The organism is Deinococcus hopiensis KR-140, from assembly GCF_900176165.1.
GTDB classification, from domain to species: Bacteria; Deinococcota; Deinococci; order Deinococcales; family Deinococcaceae; genus Deinococcus; species Deinococcus hopiensis.
In genome coordinates this window covers 1,637,695-1,655,404 of the sequence record NZ_FWWU01000009.1, presented here as the reverse complement: position 1 = coordinate 1,655,404, position 17,710 = coordinate 1,637,695, and the positions used below count along the sequence as shown (strand labels likewise).

Below are 17,710 nucleotides of genomic sequence, written 5' to 3'. Positions count from 1 at the left end.
CTTCCCCCCATGAAACTCGCCATCGTCGGCGTCGGGAAACTCGGCCTTGCCCTGCTGGAGGGCGTCACCGCGCGCGGCGTGATTCCCGCGTCCGAAATTGGCCTCTTTGATGCCAATCGGGAACGCGCCGCCGAACTCGCCGCGCGCACCGGTGCGCGCGTGATCGGCGTGACGGACCTCAGAACCGCCGGGCACGTTCTCGTCAGCGTGCAGCCGCGCGTCTTTCCCGAGATCAGTGAGTGGCTGGCCCAGGAGAACGTGGGGTACATCAGCACCATGGCGGGCGTGAGTACCGGCAGCCTGACCCGCCGCCTCGGGACCAAGCGCGTGGTGCGCGTGATGCCCAACCTCGCCGCCACCATCGGCCACAGCCAGACGGCAATCACCGGACCGCGCGAGGCGGTGGAGGCCGGGGACCTCGACTTTGCCCGGCAGCTGTTTGGTGCGGTGGGGAACGTCTACGAGCTGTCCGAACACCTGTTCAACGCCTTTACAGGCATGAGTGCCTCGGGCCCCGCCTACGCCGCCGTGGTGGCTGAGGCCCTGGCCGACGGCGGCGTCCGTATGGGCCTGCCGCGCGCGCTGGCCCACGAGCTGGCCGCCAAACTGCTCGTCGCCAGCGGTGAACTGCTTCAGCAGCGTGCCCACCCCGGACTCCTCAAGGACGAAGTTGCCAGCCCTGGCGGCACCACCATCGCGGGGTTGGAGGTGCTGGAGACGGCGGGCGTGCGGGGCGCGTTTATCAAGGCCGTGGTGGCGGCCACCAAGCGCGGAACGGAACTGGGCCGGGATCAGGAGTAGGAAAGAGGGTCGGGGTTCCCGTACCACGGCGAGGTGGCCCAGCGGCCATCTGGAGCAGTCGGGCGTGTCCCTGGGCCTGGGGGCCGTTCCTGCCAACCGCAAAAGGGGCGGCCCTTCCCCAGAAGTGGGGAAAAGCCGCCCGCCCAATGGGGTTACCAGCCGACCCGGACAATCAGGCCCTTGGGATCGCCCACCTCCAGGTAGGAGGCCTGCTGGTTGTAGTCGTCGTAGGCAAAGCCGTAGGCCAGGCCACCGATGCCGTGCTTGTGCCAGAACTGCGCGTAGTAATTCGCGGGCGCGGCCAGGTAGTACTGCGAGGGCGTGTTCCAGGCGGCCGTGTTCTGATAGACGTGGCGGTTGAGGCCCGCGCACGCGCCCGAGGTTTCGGCCAGTGGGCCGTTGCACAGCAGCACGTTCTGGGTGGTGGGCTTGGTCGCGCCCGTCCACACCGCGTTCACGTAGCTGTCGAAGTAGTTGCCCTGTGGGCCACCTGCCCGGAATTCACCGAAGAGGGGAGCCACGATGCGGTAGGGGGCCTGGACGGTGGCCAGGTGCGCGAAGTTGGTGGGCACCTCCACCTTGAAGGCGCTGAAGATTCCGGCGCGGGTCTCATTCTCCGGTTCGCCCACGGTGCGGTCGTAGTTCCCCGCCTTGTTCACCAGGCGGTGCTGCACGGGAAAGCCGAAGGCGTCTACGCGGGTGGTGTTGCCGTGGTACCCGGTGGCGTCTACCGTAAATTCCACAAAGTCGAAATAGATGTCGCGGTTGGGGTCGGTGGCATTGTTGACGTCCGGTCCCGCGAAGCCCGTGTCGAAGGTCTTGATGTAACAGGGCGTGCCCACGCACAGGAACATACGGCCCGAAGTGATGCGCGGCATGCTGACCCAGGCGGCGTCGCTGATGCGGTTGTAGATGTTGGCGTAGTTGACGCCGTTCTTGGTCAGGTGGCCGGTGGCGTCGTTGAGGGCCGTCGAGACGGGTTGCAGGTTGCCCGCGCGGTCCAGGTAACTCCAGCGTCCGTTGGCCGGATTGATGCCCAGCACGCCCCAGTAGATCTGCGAGTCGGCGTAGGCCCCGTTCGTGCCGTTCATAACCTTCAGGGACATCACGCCGCTGCCAGTGGGCGCGGGAACCGAGGACGCCGCAATGGAGCCGATGGAGCCCGTGCTGCTGGTCTTGACGATCCGGAACGACGAGGCGATGTCGTTGAAGTCGCTGCCGACGAAAGACACGTCGCCCGTGAAGGTCTTGGAGGTGCCGCCGTAGTTGACGTCGTTGTACATCACGACCTGATAGCCGCTCTGGACCTTCAGCGAGCTGATCTTGTCGTTGTAATCCGCGCCCACGTAGCCGCTGTCGCTGCTCGCGCAGAACGAGGTTCCCGTGTAATTGCCGTCGGTGTAGAAGCAGGCCAGGCCACTGCTGCTGCCCACCGTGTAGGAATACGCCACCGAATCGTAGGCGGCGGTGCCGTTGTTGTAGGTGAAGCTGTACTTGATGACGTTCCCGGTCCCGACTGTCTGCTTCTGCTCGTAGCGGCCGGTGGCGCTGTTATACGTCATGCGGACGTTCTGCTGCGCGCCGGCGTTGACCGTGTAGTGAATGTCCACCCAGGTCGTATTGACGTTCGACTTGAACCAAATCGTCGCTGTGGAGCCCGAAACGTCCACGCCATTGGTGTAGTCGGTGGCCGCTGCGTGAAGCCCAGCGGAAGCCACCTGGGGCGTTCCCTGCCCGCAGGCTGCCAGAGAGAGGGAAAGTGCACTGAGAACGACGAAACGCCAGGACATTTTCATGGGGCACCCTTTGCGGGACAGCAAAAGGCACGCCCACACCGCTGCGCTCCTGCTTCCCGGCTGTCTTTTGAAGTGGAGTGACCATACCAATTTCTGAAAACGCTTACAACAGCTCGGCGTGTCAATTCGATACTCCTCCATCTTTTCCGCGTTGAAATCGGCTTTTTTGCAACATTTGCCAAAAGTTAATGAAAACGTTTCCTTTTGGTCCTGTACAACGTGGATCGGACGGACGGCTGAAGGGGAGGCGGCCAGAGGGGAACAGCCCTGCGGGATCCGGTGTGGGCTGGTACAGTCCTGGACGTGCCCGGTCCCGAAGTCCTGCTTTACGGCCTCCCGCTCGCCTTTCTCGCCGGGTTTATCGACGCGGTGGCGGGAGGCGGGGGGACCATCACGCTGCCTGCGCTGTTTTTCATGGGTCTGTCTCCTGCCCACGCCGTCGCCACCAACAAGTTGCTCGCCATCTTCGGCTCGGGCAGCGCCACCTTCCAGTACTGGCGCAAGGGGCACGTCGAGCGCTCCCTCGTGCAGCGGCTGATTCCACTGGCCTTGATCGGCAGCGCTCTGGGCGCGTACCTGGTGCATTTCGTGGACCCGGACGCTTTTCGCACGCTGGTGGCTGTGGTCATCCTTGGCGTGGGGGCGTTGGTCCTTGCCAACAAGCGCTTTGGCCTGGAGGACCGCTATCCCGGCCTCACCGCCCGCACGCTGGCCCTCACGCTGCCCGGCGCGTTTATTATCGGCGTGTATGACGGCTTTCTGGGGCCGGGCACGGGTACTTTCCTGATGTTCCTGTTTACGCTGGTGGGCTTTAACCTCGTGCGGGCCAGCGGCAACGCGCGCACCATCAACTTCGCCACCAACCTCGGCGCCTTCCTGTTCTTCCTGCTGGGTGGGCAGATGGTGTGGTGGATCGGCCTGCCGATGGGGCTGGCGAACGCTGCCGGGGCGACGCTGGGCGCGCGAATGGCGATGCTGCGCGGCAGCGGTTTCGTAAAGGTGATGTACGGGATAATCGTGGTGCTGGTGGCCGCGCGGCTGCTGCTGAAGTGAGGGCGGACCGTGCCTGATCGCCCCCTCCGTCTCACCTGCGCGAGGCAGAATCGGCGCATGACTTCTCCCCAGCCAGACGGACAGACTGAGCAGGCAATTCTCGCGGGTGGATGCTTCTGGTGTACCGAGGCCGTAATGAAGGATGTGCGCGGCGTAGCGCGGGTCGAAAGCGGCTACATCGGCGGGCAGACCTCCAACCCGGATTACGAGAGCGTGTGCGGCGGACGCACCGGACACGCCGAGGCCGTGCGCGTGACCTTCGATCCGGCGCAGGTGTCTTTCCGCGACCTGCTGACGCTGTTTTTCGCCACCCATGACCCCACCACCCTCAACCGGCAGGGTGCAGACGTGGGCACCCAGTACCGCAGCGCGGTGTTTCCCCAGTCGCCCGAGCAGGAGCAGATCACGCGTGAGGTCATCGCTGAGCTCACCGCGGGCGACGTGTTCGGGCGGCCCATCGTCACCTCCATCGAGGCGAACAGCTCCTTTTACGTCGCTGAGGCGTACCACCAGGACTACTACGCCCGCAATCCGCGCCAGGGCTACTGCATGGCCGTGATCGCGCCCAAGGTCAGCAAGTTGCGCAAGGAGTACGGAGACCGGCTCCGGGCATAGTTCGGAGAGGCCCACTTCCCCCACTTCCCCTGCCAGCTTCACAGTGACGGTGGGGGAAGCGGGCCTATACTGCCCGATATGGCCAAAGCAGGTGGAAGTCCCGAGATGAACCGGTTGCACGACTTGTGGCTGGAGTTCGAGGAGGGGCTTCGGGAGTCGGGCATCACGGAAGAACAGTTCGCTGCCCTGCTGAACCGGGCGTACCGCTACCGCGAGGAGGCCGTGGCGTACCGGCTCTCGGCCGTCAGCCGCACCGAGGAACTCAAGTTGCAGCTGCGGCACTGCTCGTACCGCTCGCTGCGCTACGAGTGGTTCAGCGAGCTGAACGCGGACGAGATCGTCGAGATTCTGCCGTACCTCGTGCCCGCCTCGATGCACTGGGAGGCGCGGGAAGGTGACCCCAGCGGCATCTCGTGGCTGATCCGCTACGTCAATGCTGCTCTGGACGCCCTGCCCCGCGATCAGGCGCGCGAGCTGTACCTTGAGGGCTTCAAGAAGTATCTGCAGGGCTTCGGCTACTACCGCCGTGCCACCCCCGAGGAGCGCCGCAGCATGCTGACGGACTACATGTGGCTGGACCGCCAGCAGATCTACGCCTCGGCCACCGCCCAGGAAAACCGCGACGCCCTGGCGGGCCTGATCCGGCTGCTGCTGGGTGACGAGGCCGTGGGCGTATACCTCGCCGGGCTGGACAGGGCGGGTCACACCCGGATGTGGAGCGTGGAGACGGCCTGAACGCCCTTGCGCGTCTTCACCGCAACCAGGAGGCAGTGGACAGAAGGCCGCCGTGGCTCCCTTTCCTTTGGTCGGTTCCGGAATCGGCCTGACCAAGCCCGAACTCGCGCTGGGAAACCTCGTCAAGGACGTGGTGGTCCTGGGAGCGGGTGGACGCGTCCCGAACACCGAGCGCCTGAGCCCCTCCACCGCGGGAACGCCCCACGGCCGGTTTCTGGTGACGGTGGCGCTCGCCGACGTGGAGTGACGTGGCCGGGGATTGAACGGCCGGAGCTGGCCTTTTTCCCCTTCAGGCTTAGCCTGACCGCGCCGCGCCGCCGTCCATCTTTGCCAGCAGTTCCTCAGTGGCGGCCCGCAGCCGCACCGCCAGCGGATAGTTCAGGTAGCGCTCCAGCGTCGTGCGGTCTGGCTTTTCCGAAAACCACAAGTCGAAGGTGTCCACCACCGTCGGCGCTCCGGCAGGCGCAGCTTCGCGGGTCACGTCGTCGCCCCGGCCCACGTCGCCCGGTTCCAGCACCCGCGCGTAGAAGCCGGGGCGGCGCTCCCGGGCAAAGCGTTTGACAAAGCCGGCGTCGTCCATTCGCGCCCCCAGGGTGCCGCAGGGAATGCGCGCGGCGGTGGCCTCCAGCAGCACCTTGCCAATTCGGAAGCGCTCGCCAATCCCGACGCCTGCCGATTCCAGCCCGCTAACGAGCAGGTTCTCGCCGAAAGTGCCCGGTTCCAGCGTGCGGCCCAGCAGTTCGTTCCAGTGGTCATAGTCCTCGCGGGTATACACGTACACGGCCTGATCCGGCCCGCCGTGGTGCTTGCGGTCATGCACGTGGTCGCCACCGAGTCCGGCCGCCGTCACGCCCACCCGGCCTGGCACCGGGTGCTTGCGAATGCCCGATACGGCCACGCGGTTGCCGACATGCATGGCCGTGGGCTGGCCGATATTTACGCTGATGACCCTCATGCCCTCAGGCTACCAGCCGCGCGGAAAGGGTCAGGAGGGGGGGGCGGCACCTTAAGGCCGCGTCAGACGGTGCCTCCCCTTGCCGAGGTGAGGCCGCGGGCAGCGTACCCTACGCAGAGATGCCCGCCGCCTTCCGTACCCTCGCCTGCGGGCTGACCCTGCTCGCGCTGCTCCTGACCGGAAGGGGCAGCGGAGCCGTGTTTCCGGCGGGCTTTTCCCTCGGCCTCAAGCTGCTTCCACCCGACCTCGCGGCGCTGAATGGGGAAGGGCTGAACCGTTGCCCACCTCCCGCCGCTCCTCTGGACCGGCTGCTGTATGACCGCCTGACGGGCGAGGGCGCGGACTTGAGCTGCGGCAACCGGGTGGAAGGCCTGCTGCACTTTCCACAGGCAGACCCGGCCTACAGCGCGCAGCCCCGGACCCCCCGCGGCGGTTTCGATGCACTTGGCGCAAGACTGCTAAACACGCGGCGCGAACTGCTCATCCAGAACATGCTGTGGGACGACGGCTTCAACGCGCCGGGCGCTGGAATTGCGGAGGCCATCGCCACCCTGCGCCGGGATGTGGCCGAGCATCCCGAGCGGCACCCGGACGGGCTGACTGTCCGTCTCCTGCTGGGCAACTCCATCCGCTTCGGGGCCTTGCTGGACCCCACGGCCAACATCTACAGCGCGGCCCGGCACCTGCTGCTCGCGGGGGTGCCGCTGGTGGGCGACACCGTGCCGGGCTGGCACCTCGAACTCGCCAACTACGCCTATGCCTTTCCGCACAGCCACGTCAAGCTCGTGGTGCAGGACGGCGAGCGGGTGCTGACGGGAGGCTTCAACATCACCTTCCACCATCTGCCGAAAGCGGCACCGGGTGGGCGCGGTGAAGGCATTGCGGACCTGGCGATGGGGGTGGAGGGGCCCGTTGCCCGCCACGCCGTCGCCGCCTTTCACGACGGCTGGGCCCTGAGCCAACTGCTGACCTGCCGGCCCGGCACCACGCCGCAGGACGTTCGGCGCGACTGCTCGCTCACGCAGCCCACGCCCCGACTGTCCGTGCGCTGGGCCTCGCCCACGCTGCCCGCCGGTACGGCCGACGTCTATCCCCTCTACCGCCGCAATGGCCTTACGGACGCCGACGACGCCCTGGCCGCCCTGTTCGGCGCGGCGTCTTCTTCCATCGATGTGATGCAGTCGCAGGTCAGCGGCACCCTGGGCTGCCTGGGCGACGTGGAGGCGTCGCGCGGCTGCCCGCCCGAGCGTCAGCTGCCGGTGTGGCGCGCGGCGGCGCAGGCGGTCCGCGAGCGTGGCGTGACCCTGCGCCTGCTGCTCGACTACGACTCGACCCTCCAGATGGAAACGCTGGCCTTCCTGCGCGGCCTGCGTGCCGAACTCGCGCCGCTGGGCCTGGCCGGCCACGTGCAGGCCCGCTGGTACGGCACCGAGGCCGGGCTCCACACCAAGGCCGCCCTGGTGGACGGGCAGATGCTGGTGGTGGGCAGCCAGAACCTGCACCACTCCTCGTTCGGTCCGCTGGGTTTGGCCGAGTATTCCCTGGCCACCAGCGACGCGGGGGCAGTGAAGGAGTTTGCACAGATGTTCGCCTTCGCGTGGGCGCGGGGGCAGGACGTTCAGGCCCCATGGTGGCTGCCTGCGGAAGCGCCGCGCCAACGGCCTGTTCGGTCCGTCCTTTTCTCACCCCCAGCACTTCTCTTGCCCCGGAGTCAGACCCCTGGCTGAAAGCACGCCTTGGCGAAGTCGTCCACCGCCCGGCACCACGCCTGATGCTGCTCGATCAGCCCCAGGTGGCCAGCGGGCGAGAGCACGACCTCCCGCGCGTGTGGAATGTGGGTGGTCATGAACCGCGACGCCTCGGGCGAGGTGGCCTTGTCGCTGCTCGCGGCCACCACCAGCGCCGGCACCGGCAGGGCGGGCAGGACACCGGCGGCCTCGTAGCGCGTCATCGCGAGCATGCCCCGCGCGACGACGGCCGGATGGGCACGCTGGCCCAGCGAGGTGAAAAAGTTCAGCTGCCCGCGCGTCTCCCGCCCGCCAAATTGCAGAAAGTGGTTGAGAAGGTGGGCGCTGCCGTTGAGCTCTCCCAGCCGGTTCATGACCCACACCAGTGGCCAGAGCGCGGAGGTGAGGAAACACAGCGGACGCAGGACCGGGTTTTGCAGAGGACGAAACAGCCGCGCGCCCCACGCGGTGTTCACCGGATTGGTGAAGGTGGTGTGCGTGAGGACCAGGCCCACCACCTGCGTTCCCAGGCGTTCGGGAAACAGGCGGCAAAACGTCAGGGTGATCATGCCGCCGATGCTGTGGCCGCACAGGAGTGCAGGATGACCTTTCGCCAGGGACAGCACTGCTTCCAGGTCGCGCGCCATATGGGCGAGGTCATCATCGTGCTGCCGGGCCGCCTGGGATTGTCCCAGGCCCGGCAGATCCCACAGCAGCAGTCGGAAGCGGTCTCCGAAGTACCGCTGGGCGTAGAACCACTCGTCGTGGCTCAGGCCCCAGCCGTGGGTGAACACCAGGACGGGCGCGTCCGCTGGACCGTATTCCTCAACGTGCAGCTCCGTTCCGTCTGGCCGGGGCAACCGGTGAACCGTGCCGCCCGTCAGCGGTGCGGGCTCTTCCTCGCCTGCCTGGGGGGGGCGGCCCAGCCAGGGGGCCAGGAGGGGACGCCCCAGCAGCGTCAGGGCCAGCAGCAGCAGACCCCCCACCAGAAAGCGGGGATTGGCGGGCAGGTCCCGCACCCAGTTGTCGTACCACTCCCAGATGAGCCAGCCGCCCGCGCCCAGCAGCGCGAGGGACAGCAGGCCGGTCAGCCAGAACAGGAGCAGGAAGGGGGGAATGGACAAGCGAGCACCTCCGGGGATGGGGACGGTGGGGATACGGCGGAGAACCGCCGGGAAAGGGCCAGAGAATCAACGGTCATGGTAGGGGCTGCCCCGCCCACGGCACCTTGGTGAGAGCTTCAGGCTTGATTTCCGAGAAGCCCGCATGCGCGAAGCCCAGCCGTGGTCCCGCATCCCGGGTCAGGGCAGCCGTCGGCCCGCATTCCGCCAGGGCCCTCTGCGCTAGCCTGCGCCCATGCTCGACCGTCCCCGCCGCCTGCGCCGCACCGCGGGCCTGCGCGCCCTCACGCGCGAGGTCACGCTGGCCCCGCAGCACTTCATCCACCCCATCTTTGTCCACGAGCAGGCGGCGGAGGCGCCCATCGCCACCATGCCGGGCGTCAGCCGCCACTCCGTCGCCGGTGCGGTGGAGCAGGCCCGGCTTGCGGAGCGCCTCGGCATCGTCAGCGTGATCCTCTTCGGGATTCCGGACGAGAAAGACCCCGGGGGCAGCGGAGCCTATGCCGAGGACGGCGTGATTCAGCGCGCGGCGGCGGCGATCAAGGCGGCACTTCCCGAGATGACCGTCATCGCCGATACCTGCTTGTGTGAGTACACCGATCACGGTCACTGCGGCCCACTGTGCCAGACGGCAGACGGGGACTGGACGGTGGACAACGACGCCAGCCTCGACCTGCTCGCCCGGACGGCGGTGTCGCAGGCCCGCGCTGGGGCCGACGTTGTGGCTCCCTCGGCCATGATGGACGGGCAGGTGGCGGCCATCCGTGCGGCGCTGGACGCGGCGGGCTTTTCCCACGTGCCCGTGATGAGCTACGCCGTCAAATACGCGAGCGCCTATTACGGCCCCTTCCGCGACGCGGCGGGCAGCACGCCCAGCGTGGGCAACCGTGCCTCATACCAGATGGACCCGGCGGGCGGGGTGCGCGAGGCCCTGCGCGAGGCCCGGCTGGACGTAGAGCAGGGGGCCGACTACCTGATGGTCAAGCCCGCGCTCGCGTACCTTGATGTCGTGCGCCTGCTGCGCGAGAATTTCGACCTGCCCCTGGTGGCGTACAACGTCAGCGGGGAGTACGCGCTCGTGAAGGCCGCGGCCCAGGCCGGATACATGGACGAGCGCCGCACCGTGCTCGAAACCCTGACCGGGATGCGCCGGGCCGGGGCGGACGCGATCATCACGTATCACGCGCTCGACGCCGCGCGCTGGTTGCGGGAGGGATGATCGCCCGTGACGAGCGAAACGCATCCCATCCGTGTGGACTGGGTGGACACAGCGCTGTGGCCGGGCCGATTAGGCCTGACCTTCGCGCCCGGCAAGAAGGGCCCAAGCGTATTGCAGTGCGGCGTCGTGCATGACCGCGACCTGTCGGCAGACCTCGACCGCCTTGCGCGGGAGGGCGTCACGGTCCTCGCGCCGCTGATCGAGGCCCACGAGTTCGAGTTGCTGGGCATTCCCGAGTACCTCGCGCAGGCCGAGGAACATGGACTGAGCACCGTCCCCTTGCCCATCCCGGACCGCGGTGTGCCGCCCAATGCCCCGGCCTTTGGGGCTTTCGTAGACGAGTTGATGGACCACCTGCTCGACGGACGCGGCGTGGTGGTGCATTGCCGGGGCGGTCTCGGACGCGCAGGGCTCACCGCCGCCTGCCTGCTGACCCAGGCCGGAATGCCCCCCGAACAGGCCGTGGAGCGGGTACGCACCGCCCGTCCCGGAGCCATCGAAACCGCCGACCAGGAGCAGTTCGTTCACGACTTCGCTGCCCGCTGACGCCCAGGAGGCCCCACATGATCACCGTCGCCAACCGCATCTTCGTTGCTCCCGAGTACGCTGAACAGTTCGAGGCCCGCTTTCGTGAGCGCTCCCGGCTCGTGGACGGGATGCCGGGCTTTATTGCCAACCACGTGCTGCGCCCCACCGAGCCCGGCGCACCCTTCGTCGTCCTGACCTTCTGGGAAAGCCGCGAGGCGTTCGGGGCGTGGACCTCTTCCGACGCCTTTCGCCAGGGCCACGCCCGCAGTGGCGCGCTGCCCCGCGAGGCGTTCAGCGGCCCCAACGTCTTGGAAGTCCACGAAGTGGTCCAGAGCAGCGGCACGCCGGTCACGCCGAGCGCGCCCGTCCACTGATCGGCGCTGAGTCCGGCGTGAAGGGGTGTTATCCAGAGTCGTCCTCTGCCGATCAGCGCACGCTCTAGACTGCAGGCATGAGCAGACGTGCCGAGCAGCGTGTTCAGAACAGCAAACCCCTGGGACGTGGGGTGGCCGGCTGCGCCCTGGGGGTGGCGGCCCTGCTGTCTTCCTGCGCGCCCACCCTGACCGCTTCCACGGTCGGCCGGGTGGTCAACACCTCCACGGGTGAGGAGGGCAGCGTCACTTTTGGACCGGGAGCGCTCCGCGCCCGTGCGGGCGATACCCTGGGGAAGAACAACGTGACCGTACAGGTAGGTGGGCGCAGTTATGTGGGGCGCGCGGCCCTGGTGGACACGGCGGTGACGGCCCCGTCCCGGCTCAACTTCAGCGTGGGGATCGGGTTTTCCAGCGGGGCGCCCACCGGCCCTGCGTTGGGACTAGAAACCCGTGCCGGTACTCCGCGCGACACCTCCCCCCGCACCCGGGCGGGCAACCTGATCGTCCGCACCGAGGGGGATGACCCGGCGACGCTGACCTGCACGCTGCAGGTGGACCCCACCGAACACGGCGTCGGCGACTGTATGGGCAGCAACGGCGCGCGCTACGTCATGCAGTTCTGAGGCAGGAGCCGGTACGCCCCACCAGCGTCTGCCTGTGCGGCGGGGTACGCTTTCTCGAGGCGTTCGGCGCTGCGGGCTGCACTGCAAAACGCCGGACGCATTGTCCTGCGCGTGGGCAGCCTCCGCCAGCGCGATGAGGACGTCCTGACGCACCTGCCCGGCGCCGAGCGGGCCGCCTCGCCGAACGCCGCCGCAAGACCGATTTGGCCGGCGCGGTGCGCGCGATCAACGTGGGCGGCTCCACTCGCTTTGCAACCGAGTACGCCCGGGGCGGGGCAAGCCCGTGCGCTGGCTGGAACCCCCGACATAAAAGTCAGGGCGGAGGTTGCGGCGCCTCCGCCCCTGACGGCCCATTGCCGAAAGCTCGCTGCGCTCTACGACTGCTGGTACAGCACCGCGCGCTTGACTTCCTCGATAATCGTGGTAATCGGGATGTCGCGCGGGCAGGCTTCCGTACAGTTGTAGGCGGTGCGGCAGCGCCACACGCCGGTGTTCTGGTTCATGATGTTCAGGCGCTGGTTGGTGGCCTGGTCGCGGCTGTCGAAGATGAAGCGGTGCGCCTGCACGATGGCCGCCGGGCCCAGGTACGAGCCGTTGACCCAAAAGATCGGGCAGGAGGTCGTGCAGCACGCGCACAGGATGCAGTTGCTGGAGTGCTGCATGCGGTCGGCCAGCTCAGGCGATTGGAGCCGCTCGCCCGCGGGCTCGGGGTCCTCGTTGATGAAGTAGGGCATGATCGCCTTGTAGGAGTCGAAAAAGGGCTCCATGTCGACGAGCAGGTCCTTTTCCACCTTCAGGCCGCGAATGGGTTCCACCGTCAGCGTGCCGCCGTTTTTCACCACGTCGCGCAGCAACGTCTTGCAGGCCAGGCGATTGCGACCGCCGATCAGCATGGCGTCGCTGCCGCAGATGCCGTGGCCGCACGAACGGCGGAAGGTGAGCGTGGGGTCCAAGTACCATTTCACCTGGTTGAGCACGTCCAGCACGCGGTCTGAGGGCTGGGCGTCCAGAGCGAAGGTCTGCCAGTGGGCCTTCTTGTCCTGCTCGGGGTTGAAGCGCAAGATCTTGACGTTGACCCGTATGGGCGGATCGGTGGACAGGTTCTGGGTGATGTGCTGTTCAGCCATGTCTTTTCCTCTGGAGCGGGGGAAGGCGGGGCGTGAGCGAAACGCCTTTCCCTCACGCTCCGCTCAGTACACGCGCGGCTTGGGCTCGAAGGCGTGGGTGTAGCCCTTGAGGACCACGTCCTTGTAGCCGATGACCACGTCGCCGGGGCGGTTCAGGTTCTTGTAGGCCATGGTGTGCTTGAGCCAGTTCGCGTCGTCGCGCTCGGCGTGGTCCTCGCGGTCGTGCGCGCCGCGCGACTCCTTGCGGTTCAAGGCGCTGGCGGTCATGGCCTCGGCACAGTCGAGCATAAAGCCGAGTTCCATCGCCTCCATCAGCTCACTGTTGTAGCGCACGCTGGGGTCAGACACGCCGACCTTGGCGTAGCGTTCCTTGAGGTCCTTGATGATCTCAACCTGTTTTTCCATGTCCGGACCGTTGCGAAAGATGCCGACGTTGTTCATCATCGACTCCTGCAGCTCCTTACGGATCACGGCGGCGTTTTCCTTGCCGCTGGCGTCTTTCAGGTTCGCGAACAACTCCAGCGAATCGGCCTCGGGGCGCGCGGGCATGTCGGGATACGCCACCTGCCGGGCGTACGCAGCGGCGGCGATTCCGGCGCGGCGGCCGAAGACCACCAGATCGCCCAGCGAGTTGGTGCCCAGGCGGTTGGCGCCGTGCAGCGACACGCACGCCTGCTCGCCCGCCGCGTAGAGCCCTTCTACGCTGGTGCCCGCGCCGTCGGCGAGGCACAGGCCGTTGATATCGGTGGGAATCCCGCCCATGGCGTAGTGCGCCGTGGGCTGAATCGCCACGAGGTCCTTCACCGGGTCCTGGCCCAGGTAGGTCCTGGCCAGGTCCGTGATCTCGGCCAGTTTGACCTCGATCACTTCGCGCGGCAGGTGCGTGAGGTCAATGTGTACGGCGTCCCCATCGCGGCCCACACCCCGGCCCTCGCGGATCTCGGTGATGATGGAGCGCGAGACGATATCGCGCGGCGCGAGGTCCTTGATCGTCGGCGCATACCGCTCCATGAAGCGCTCCCCGGAGTTGTTGCGCAGGATGCCGCCCTCACCCCGAATGCCTTCGGTGACCAGGATTCCCAGCTTGGCGAGGCCAGTGGGGTGGAACTGGTAAAACTCCATGTCCTCCAGTGGCAGGCCCTTGCGGTAGTAGATGCTCATCAGGTCGCCCGTCAGCGTCAGCGCGTTCGAGGTGATCTTGAAGATGCGTCCGTACCCGCCTGCTGCCAGGATGACGGCCTTGGCGTGGAAGGTGTGGATCTCGCCCGAGGCCAGGTGATAGGCCACCACGCCGCAGCAGCGCCCATTCTCGATGATCAGGTCCGTGACGTGAAACTCGTTGTAGAAGGTGGTTCCGGCCTTCACGTTCTGCTGGTAGAGCGTTTGCAGAATCATGTGTCCGGTGCGGTCCTGCGCGTAGCAGCTGCGCTCCACGGCCGCCTTGCCGAACTCGCGCGTGTGACCGCCGAACTTGCGCTGGGCGATCTTGCCTTCCGGCGTGCGCGAGAAGGGGAGGCCCATGTGCTCGAGCTCGTACACGGCCTCGATGATGTCCTTGGCGAAAATCTCCGCTGCGTCCTGGTCGGTCAGGTAATCGCCACCCTTGATGGTGTCGAACATATGCCATTCCCAGTGGTCCTCGGCGACGTTGCCGAGCGCCGCGCCGATGCCTCCCTGGGCGGCCCCCGTGTGCGAGCGGGTGGGGTAGAGTTTGGAGATGCAGGCGACAGACACGTTGCCCTTGGCCGCGTACAGGGCGGCCATCAGGCCCGCGCCGCCCGCGCCGACCACCAGTACGTCATAACGATGGTGCATTTGAGCTAGACCCGTCCTTTTAAATGGAAAACAGCCCGACGGTGCCGAGCGTAAAAATCACGGCGCAGACGGTGTAGAAGATGCCTTTGACCCAGGCGCGGTTGGGGCGCGAGCGCACATAGTCCTCGATGGAGTAGCGCGCGCCGTTCATGCCGTGCAGCAGCGACAGACCCAGGATCAGCCAGTCGTAGAACTTCCAGGCCGGGTTTTGCAGCTTGTTGACGACCGCCGTGTAGGTGGCGTCGGCCTCGCTGACCTGAATGAAGGTCATGTAGATGTGGCCCAGAATCAGGAACACCAGGATCAACCCGCTGACGCGCATGAAGATCCACCAGTTCAGCTCGGCGTTGGAGTGCGACTGCTGCCGGGCATCCGTGAGGGTGCGGGCGCGGATCATCCCTCGCCTCCCAACATGCGGCGAATGACCACGAACGCGGTGCCGGCCGTGGCTGCCACGGTCAGGCCCATCACGACGTACCACATCTGGCGCTGGTAAGCCACGCCACGCCCGGTAAAGTCCATCATGATGATGCGCAGGCCGTTGAAGGAGTGGTACACCACTCCCGCCGTGATGGCAATCAGGCCCAGGCTGAAAATCGGCAGCTCATAGGTGCGGTGAACCGCCATATAGGCCTTCTCTCCAAAGACGAACAGGCTGATGCTGATAACGTGAATCAGCAGGTAGGCCAGAATGGCCAGCCCCGACAGACGGTGAAGCAAGAAGGCCCACTGCCCTTCTCTTCCTCGGTACATTCCCTCTTCCTCCTCGTGTGACTCGTGCCTCGCGCCGCTCCATATCACCCCTCTCGCGGGGGAGGGAGGCGGTGTGCTTCGCCGTGTGGGTGTGGCCGCAGGCCCCCTGAACAGACAGCCCACAAGATACCACCCGGGGCCGCTTCTCTTCCCCGGCAGCTGTCCCGCTCCGGGGGCCGGGCCTGCCCCGCCGTCAACGCCTTCCTGACGAAAGTCCCCGTGGCGCTTCACCTCACTTCGCGCTAGGGTGGCAGGCATGACGCGGCCAGACGGGCCTCCACCCGCCATCCATCCTCCCACCGACGCCGAATACGTTCGCAAGCTCGCCCTGGCGATTCTGAGCACCCTGCAGAACAAGGGCCTGCTGACGCCCGACGAGGTGGACGCTATCCTTATCGCTGCCCGCCGCGCGGCGCAGCAGGGGGGCACCCCGCCCGCTGCGCCTGTTGCGGCCCAGCCCACCCCCGCTGCCCGGCCGCCCCTCAAATTTCAGGTCACGGCCCAGCCCTCCGGGGCAGCGCCTGCCGTCGAGTGGAGCGTCAAGCGACCGCCCGGCGCGCCTGTCCAGGAGCAGAAGCCGGAGCCGGACCAGCAGGAGCAGGCGGTCGGCGGGGGGAAGCCGCCCATGATCGACATTCAGCTCGACTGATCTGCGAAGCGGGAGGGGGTGGCTCGCCGCGGGGGTGGGCTACCCTCTTTCCGTGTTCCCCCGCGTCCCGGCTGTTTCGCTCCCCAGGGCTGGGTTTGTCCTGGCCCGCCTCTACGGTTGTGCCGAGGATGACCGAATGAGGATTCGGGTTCATCCGTTCTTTCACAACGGGTGAACACAAGCGGAGCAAACAGGAAAAACGGTGACGGAGGGGCGTGGAATCACCGAAGCGGGCAGGAGGAGACAGAACGGCTGATCGCCAGAGCGTATAGCCGAACTCCTGGGTGGATTGACAGACGCCTGGACCGCGCAGGTCGAGGACGGGGCGGCGCTGGAGGCCACCCCACTGGGCCCCTGACCCGCACGTGGCGGGAAAGATGATCGGCGGCCTTGTTCCGCGCCCCGGGCCGTGGGGCGGCGCAGGCGCTGACCACAGCCGCACGCGCCGCCCAGTCCCAACGCGTACGCCGAGGGGCACCTGGGTCCGGCGGAAGCGCAAGAAGCGGCGAGCCTGCGGCAGGGAAGCGTCTACACCCGCCTGACTGGGCCGCTCACGACAGTCTTCTGCAGAAATGCCCGCCGGCTTGCTCACCGCTTCCCTGCCTGAAGTGCAGGAACCTGGGGACAGGCGCAGGGCCCAGCGCACCTGTTTGGACCGCATCGGCCGCACCCCCATTCCCACCGGGGCCGGGAAGCCCAATGTGGCGGGTATGACACCGTGGGCCGGCTCGGCGACAGCGCTGCCAGCCGTCGGGCGGGCATTTGCAGAGCGGGCCGGGAAGGGAGCGGCGGCGCTTCGGGGTTCGAAGGGTGTACGGCCGGACCATCGTGTAGCCGGACTGCAGCGGGCGCTGCTCCTGTTCGCCTGCTGGGCAGCACGGGGACTGGGCGCTCCACGGCGGGAACGAGAAGCCTGGGGCGGCACCAGAGCCGGGCGCAGGGAAGACGAGTCGCTGGGGCTGATGGCGGAGGTATTGGTGCCCTTCTTTGCCTTGGTGCCGCCTGGAGCACTTGTCTGAATTGCCCCGCAAGTGGAAGGGCGCTCCTCACGGCTCCATCCTCTCCACTGCGCATTCAAGTGCGCCCGCTCTGCTCGGTCAAAAAGAAGTCGGCGTTTTGACCGATGCTCGGGTGTTGCCAAAGGAGGAGGCGAACCAGACGGGTTCCGTCTGCTTCCTTGACAGACCGGAACCCCACGGTGCGGCCACGCCCGGAGCCCGTTTTCCTCCTGCCCGCTTTGCTGCGCAGCTGTGCCTGGAGCGAACCACCTCGTAAACGATGGGGGAGGCGTTCAGCTCACTTCAGAGCTTCACGGTCTCGTTGGTGCCCAGGTCTGTGGCGGGCTTGCCCGTCACGGCCGCGCGGGCCTGGCTGAACAGGTTCTTGAGCTTGCCGTCGCTGCCCCAGTATTCGGCTCCGTGCGCCTCGATCTTGATGAGCTGGATGTTGGGGTCTGCCTTGCCGCCGGGAAAGTAGGCCTTGTAGCCGTCGCTCCACAGCTCGTCGAGTTTGGCGGGGTCTTCCACCATCTGCGCGGTTCCGGCAATGCTGATGTAATTGTGCTTGCCGTGGTCCGCGTAACTGACGTTGACCTCAGGGCGCGCCTGCATGTTCCGCACCTGCTCGGTGTCCTTGCCGCCCAGGAACCACACGTCGCCGTCGAACTCGCTGTCCTGCGTGGTCATGGGGTGCGACTTGAGGTGGCCGCTGTCGGTCACCACCGTCAGCATGGCGAACTTGATGCCCTTGGTCAGCGTGGTGATCGTCTTGAGGGTTTCCTCGCGGCTCATGGGGGTGTGGTTGGTGTCCATGGGGCGAG

At 66.9% G+C, this 17,710-nt stretch carries 20 protein-coding genes; 12 read left to right on the top strand and 8 right to left on the bottom strand.

From position 1 onward, the window contains the following. The first annotated feature begins 9 nt into the window (after nt 1-9). Entirely contained in the window at nt 10-801 is a 792-nt protein-coding gene (gene proC, locus B9A95_RS21600) for a pyrroline-5-carboxylate reductase (RefSeq protein ID WP_084049159.1), read from the top strand. Nucleotides 802-953: 152 nt separating this feature from the next. Here proC and B9A95_RS21595 read toward each other — a convergent pair whose 3' ends face one another. Beyond that, nucleotides 954-2,597, bottom strand: a complete 1,644-nt coding sequence (locus tag B9A95_RS21595; RefSeq protein WP_139806921.1) for a beta-1,3-glucanase family protein — start codon at nt 2,595-2,597, stop codon at nt 954-956. A gap of 303 nt (nt 2,598-2,900) precedes the next feature. On the opposite strand from B9A95_RS21595, the gene B9A95_RS21590 reads away from it, so the two are divergent. From B9A95_RS21590 to B9A95_RS21575, 4 genes are all read left to right on the top strand, one after another. Further along, the gene (locus B9A95_RS21590; RefSeq protein ID WP_084050892.1) at nt 2,901-3,650 is read left to right on the top strand and encodes a TSUP family transporter; all 750 of its coding nucleotides are present in this window, start codon (nt 2,901-2,903) and stop codon (nt 3,648-3,650) included. A 57-nt stretch (nt 3,651-3,707) separates the two neighbouring features. Then, on the top strand, nt 3,708-4,265 hold the full coding sequence (msrA, locus tag B9A95_RS21585) for a peptide-methionine (S)-S-oxide reductase MsrA (RefSeq protein WP_084049157.1): 558 nt from the start codon (nt 3,708-3,710) through the stop codon (nt 4,263-4,265). A gap of 78 nt (nt 4,266-4,343) precedes the next feature. Then, nucleotides 4,344-5,000 (top strand): hypothetical protein, encoded by a 657-nt coding sequence (locus B9A95_RS21580; protein WP_245808425.1) that lies wholly within the window; start codon nt 4,344-4,346, stop codon nt 4,998-5,000. Nucleotides 5,001-5,052: 52 nt separating this feature from the next. Beyond that, the gene (locus B9A95_RS21575; protein WP_084049155.1) at nt 5,053-5,247 is read left to right on the top strand and encodes a hypothetical protein; all 195 of its coding nucleotides are present in this window, start codon (nt 5,053-5,055) and stop codon (nt 5,245-5,247) included. A 48-nt stretch (nt 5,248-5,295) separates the two neighbouring features. Here the strand turns inward: B9A95_RS21575 and B9A95_RS21570 are convergent, their stop codons facing one another. Further along, the gene (locus B9A95_RS21570) at nt 5,296-5,955 is read right to left on the bottom strand and encodes an MOSC domain-containing protein (RefSeq protein ID WP_084049154.1); all 660 of its coding nucleotides are present in this window, start codon (nt 5,953-5,955) and stop codon (nt 5,296-5,298) included. A 119-nt stretch (nt 5,956-6,074) separates the two neighbouring features. On the opposite strand from B9A95_RS21570, the gene B9A95_RS21565 reads away from it, so the two are divergent. Beyond that, on the top strand, nt 6,075-7,682 hold the full coding sequence (locus tag B9A95_RS21565; RefSeq protein ID WP_084049153.1) for a phospholipase D-like domain-containing protein: 1,608 nt from the start codon (nt 6,075-6,077) through the stop codon (nt 7,680-7,682). Here B9A95_RS21565 and B9A95_RS21560 read toward each other — a convergent pair. Further along, nucleotides 7,667-8,806, bottom strand: coding sequence for an alpha/beta fold hydrolase (locus B9A95_RS21560; RefSeq protein WP_170928738.1), 1,140 nt, complete (start codon nt 8,804-8,806; stop codon nt 7,667-7,669). The two genes, B9A95_RS21565 and B9A95_RS21560, sit on opposite strands and share 16 nt — an antisense overlap. A gap of 232 nt (nt 8,807-9,038) precedes the next feature. Here B9A95_RS21560 and hemB point away from each other — a divergent pair, with 232 nt between their 5' ends. From hemB to B9A95_RS21540, 4 genes are all read left to right on the top strand, one after another. Next, nucleotides 9,039-10,022 carry a porphobilinogen synthase gene (gene hemB, locus B9A95_RS21555; protein ID WP_084049151.1) on the top strand — a complete coding sequence of 328 codons (984 nt, stop codon included), beginning with the start codon at nt 9,039-9,041 and terminating at the stop codon, nt 10,020-10,022. A gap of 6 nt (nt 10,023-10,028) precedes the next feature. Further along, nucleotides 10,029-10,568, top strand: a complete 540-nt coding sequence (locus tag B9A95_RS21550; RefSeq protein WP_084049150.1) for a cyclin-dependent kinase inhibitor 3 family protein — start codon at nt 10,029-10,031, stop codon at nt 10,566-10,568. A gap of 17 nt (nt 10,569-10,585) precedes the next feature. Then, entirely contained in the window at nt 10,586-10,924 is a 339-nt protein-coding gene (locus B9A95_RS21545; protein ID WP_084049149.1) for an antibiotic biosynthesis monooxygenase family protein, read from the top strand. Between the two features lie 77 nt (nt 10,925-11,001). After that, complete coding sequence (locus B9A95_RS21540) at nt 11,002-11,547, top strand: hypothetical protein (protein WP_245808424.1); 546 nt, start codon at nt 11,002-11,004, stop codon at nt 11,545-11,547. Between the two features lie 374 nt (nt 11,548-11,921). On the opposite strand, the gene B9A95_RS21535 is transcribed toward B9A95_RS21540, so the two are convergent. The 4 genes from B9A95_RS21535 to sdhC form a co-directional block, all read right to left on the bottom strand. Then, nucleotides 11,922-12,674 carry a succinate dehydrogenase iron-sulfur subunit gene (locus B9A95_RS21535; RefSeq protein WP_084049148.1) on the bottom strand — a complete coding sequence of 251 codons (753 nt, stop codon included), beginning with the start codon at nt 12,672-12,674 and terminating at the stop codon, nt 11,922-11,924. A 63-nt stretch (nt 12,675-12,737) separates the two neighbouring features. After that, nucleotides 12,738-14,489 carry a succinate dehydrogenase flavoprotein subunit gene (sdhA, locus tag B9A95_RS21530; RefSeq protein ID WP_084049147.1) on the bottom strand — a complete coding sequence of 584 codons (1,752 nt, stop codon included), beginning with the start codon at nt 14,487-14,489 and terminating at the stop codon, nt 12,738-12,740. 19 nt (nt 14,490-14,508) lie between these two features. Continuing rightward, nucleotides 14,509-14,886, bottom strand: a complete 378-nt coding sequence (locus B9A95_RS21525; protein ID WP_084049146.1) for a succinate dehydrogenase hydrophobic membrane anchor subunit — start codon at nt 14,884-14,886, stop codon at nt 14,509-14,511. Next, complete coding sequence (gene sdhC, locus B9A95_RS21520; RefSeq protein WP_084049145.1) at nt 14,883-15,242, bottom strand: succinate dehydrogenase, cytochrome b556 subunit; 360 nt, start codon at nt 15,240-15,242, stop codon at nt 14,883-14,885. Before sdhC ends, B9A95_RS21525 begins: the two co-directional genes overlap by 4 nt. 256 nt (nt 15,243-15,498) lie before the next feature. On the opposite strand from sdhC, the gene B9A95_RS21515 reads away from it, so the two are divergent. Both B9A95_RS21515 and B9A95_RS21510 read left to right on the top strand, forming a co-directional pair. Then, the gene (locus tag B9A95_RS21515) at nt 15,499-15,891 is read left to right on the top strand and encodes a hypothetical protein (RefSeq protein WP_084049144.1); all 393 of its coding nucleotides are present in this window, start codon (nt 15,499-15,501) and stop codon (nt 15,889-15,891) included. Between the two features lie 572 nt (nt 15,892-16,463). Then, complete coding sequence (locus B9A95_RS21510) at nt 16,464-16,910, top strand: hypothetical protein (RefSeq protein ID WP_084049143.1); 447 nt, start codon at nt 16,464-16,466, stop codon at nt 16,908-16,910. A 282-nt stretch (nt 16,911-17,192) separates the two neighbouring features. On the opposite strand, the gene B9A95_RS21505 is transcribed toward B9A95_RS21510, so the two are convergent. Then, nucleotides 17,193-17,702 carry a pyridoxamine 5'-phosphate oxidase family protein gene (locus tag B9A95_RS21505; protein ID WP_084049142.1) on the bottom strand — a complete coding sequence of 170 codons (510 nt, stop codon included), beginning with the start codon at nt 17,700-17,702 and terminating at the stop codon, nt 17,193-17,195. Nucleotides 17,703-17,710 lie beyond the last annotated feature (8 nt).

Bases quoted from the DNA above. Each gene is read 5' to 3' on its own strand.
- proC (WP_084049159.1), top strand. From the start codon at position 10: ATGAAACTCGCCATCGTCGGCGTCGGGAAACTCGGCCTTGCCCTGCTG.
- B9A95_RS21595 (WP_139806921.1), bottom strand. From the start codon at position 2,597: ATGAAAATGTCCTGGCGTTTCGTCGTTCTCAGTGCACTTTCCCTCTCT.
- msrA (WP_084049157.1), top strand. From the start codon at position 3,708: ATGACTTCTCCCCAGCCAGACGGACAGACTGAGCAGGCAATTCTCGCG.
- B9A95_RS21580 (WP_245808425.1), top strand. From the start codon at position 4,344: ATGGCCAAAGCAGGTGGAAGTCCCGAGATGAACCGGTTGCACGACTTG.
- B9A95_RS21570 (WP_084049154.1), bottom strand. From the start codon at position 5,955: ATGAGGGTCATCAGCGTAAATATCGGCCAGCCCACGGCCATGCATGTC.
- B9A95_RS21565 (WP_084049153.1), top strand. From the start codon at position 6,075: ATGCCCGCCGCCTTCCGTACCCTCGCCTGCGGGCTGACCCTGCTCGCG.
- hemB (WP_084049151.1), top strand. From the start codon at position 9,039: ATGCTCGACCGTCCCCGCCGCCTGCGCCGCACCGCGGGCCTGCGCGCC.
- B9A95_RS21545 (WP_084049149.1), top strand. From the start codon at position 10,586: ATGATCACCGTCGCCAACCGCATCTTCGTTGCTCCCGAGTACGCTGAA.
- B9A95_RS21540 (WP_245808424.1), top strand. From the start codon at position 11,002: ATGAGCAGACGTGCCGAGCAGCGTGTTCAGAACAGCAAACCCCTGGGA.
- B9A95_RS21535 (WP_084049148.1), bottom strand. From the start codon at position 12,674: ATGGCTGAACAGCACATCACCCAGAACCTGTCCACCGATCCGCCCATA.
- sdhA (WP_084049147.1), bottom strand. From the start codon at position 14,489: ATGCACCATCGTTATGACGTACTGGTGGTCGGCGCGGGCGGCGCGGGC.
- B9A95_RS21525 (WP_084049146.1), bottom strand. From the start codon at position 14,886: ATGATCCGCGCCCGCACCCTCACGGATGCCCGGCAGCAGTCGCACTCC.
- sdhC (WP_084049145.1), bottom strand. From the start codon at position 15,242: ATGTACCGAGGAAGAGAAGGGCAGTGGGCCTTCTTGCTTCACCGTCTG.
- B9A95_RS21515 (WP_084049144.1), top strand. From the start codon at position 15,499: ATGACGCGGCCAGACGGGCCTCCACCCGCCATCCATCCTCCCACCGAC.
- B9A95_RS21510 (WP_084049143.1), top strand. From the start codon at position 16,464: ATGCCCGCCGGCTTGCTCACCGCTTCCCTGCCTGAAGTGCAGGAACCT.
- B9A95_RS21505 (WP_084049142.1), bottom strand. From the start codon at position 17,702: ATGGACACCAACCACACCCCCATGAGCCGCGAGGAAACCCTCAAGACG.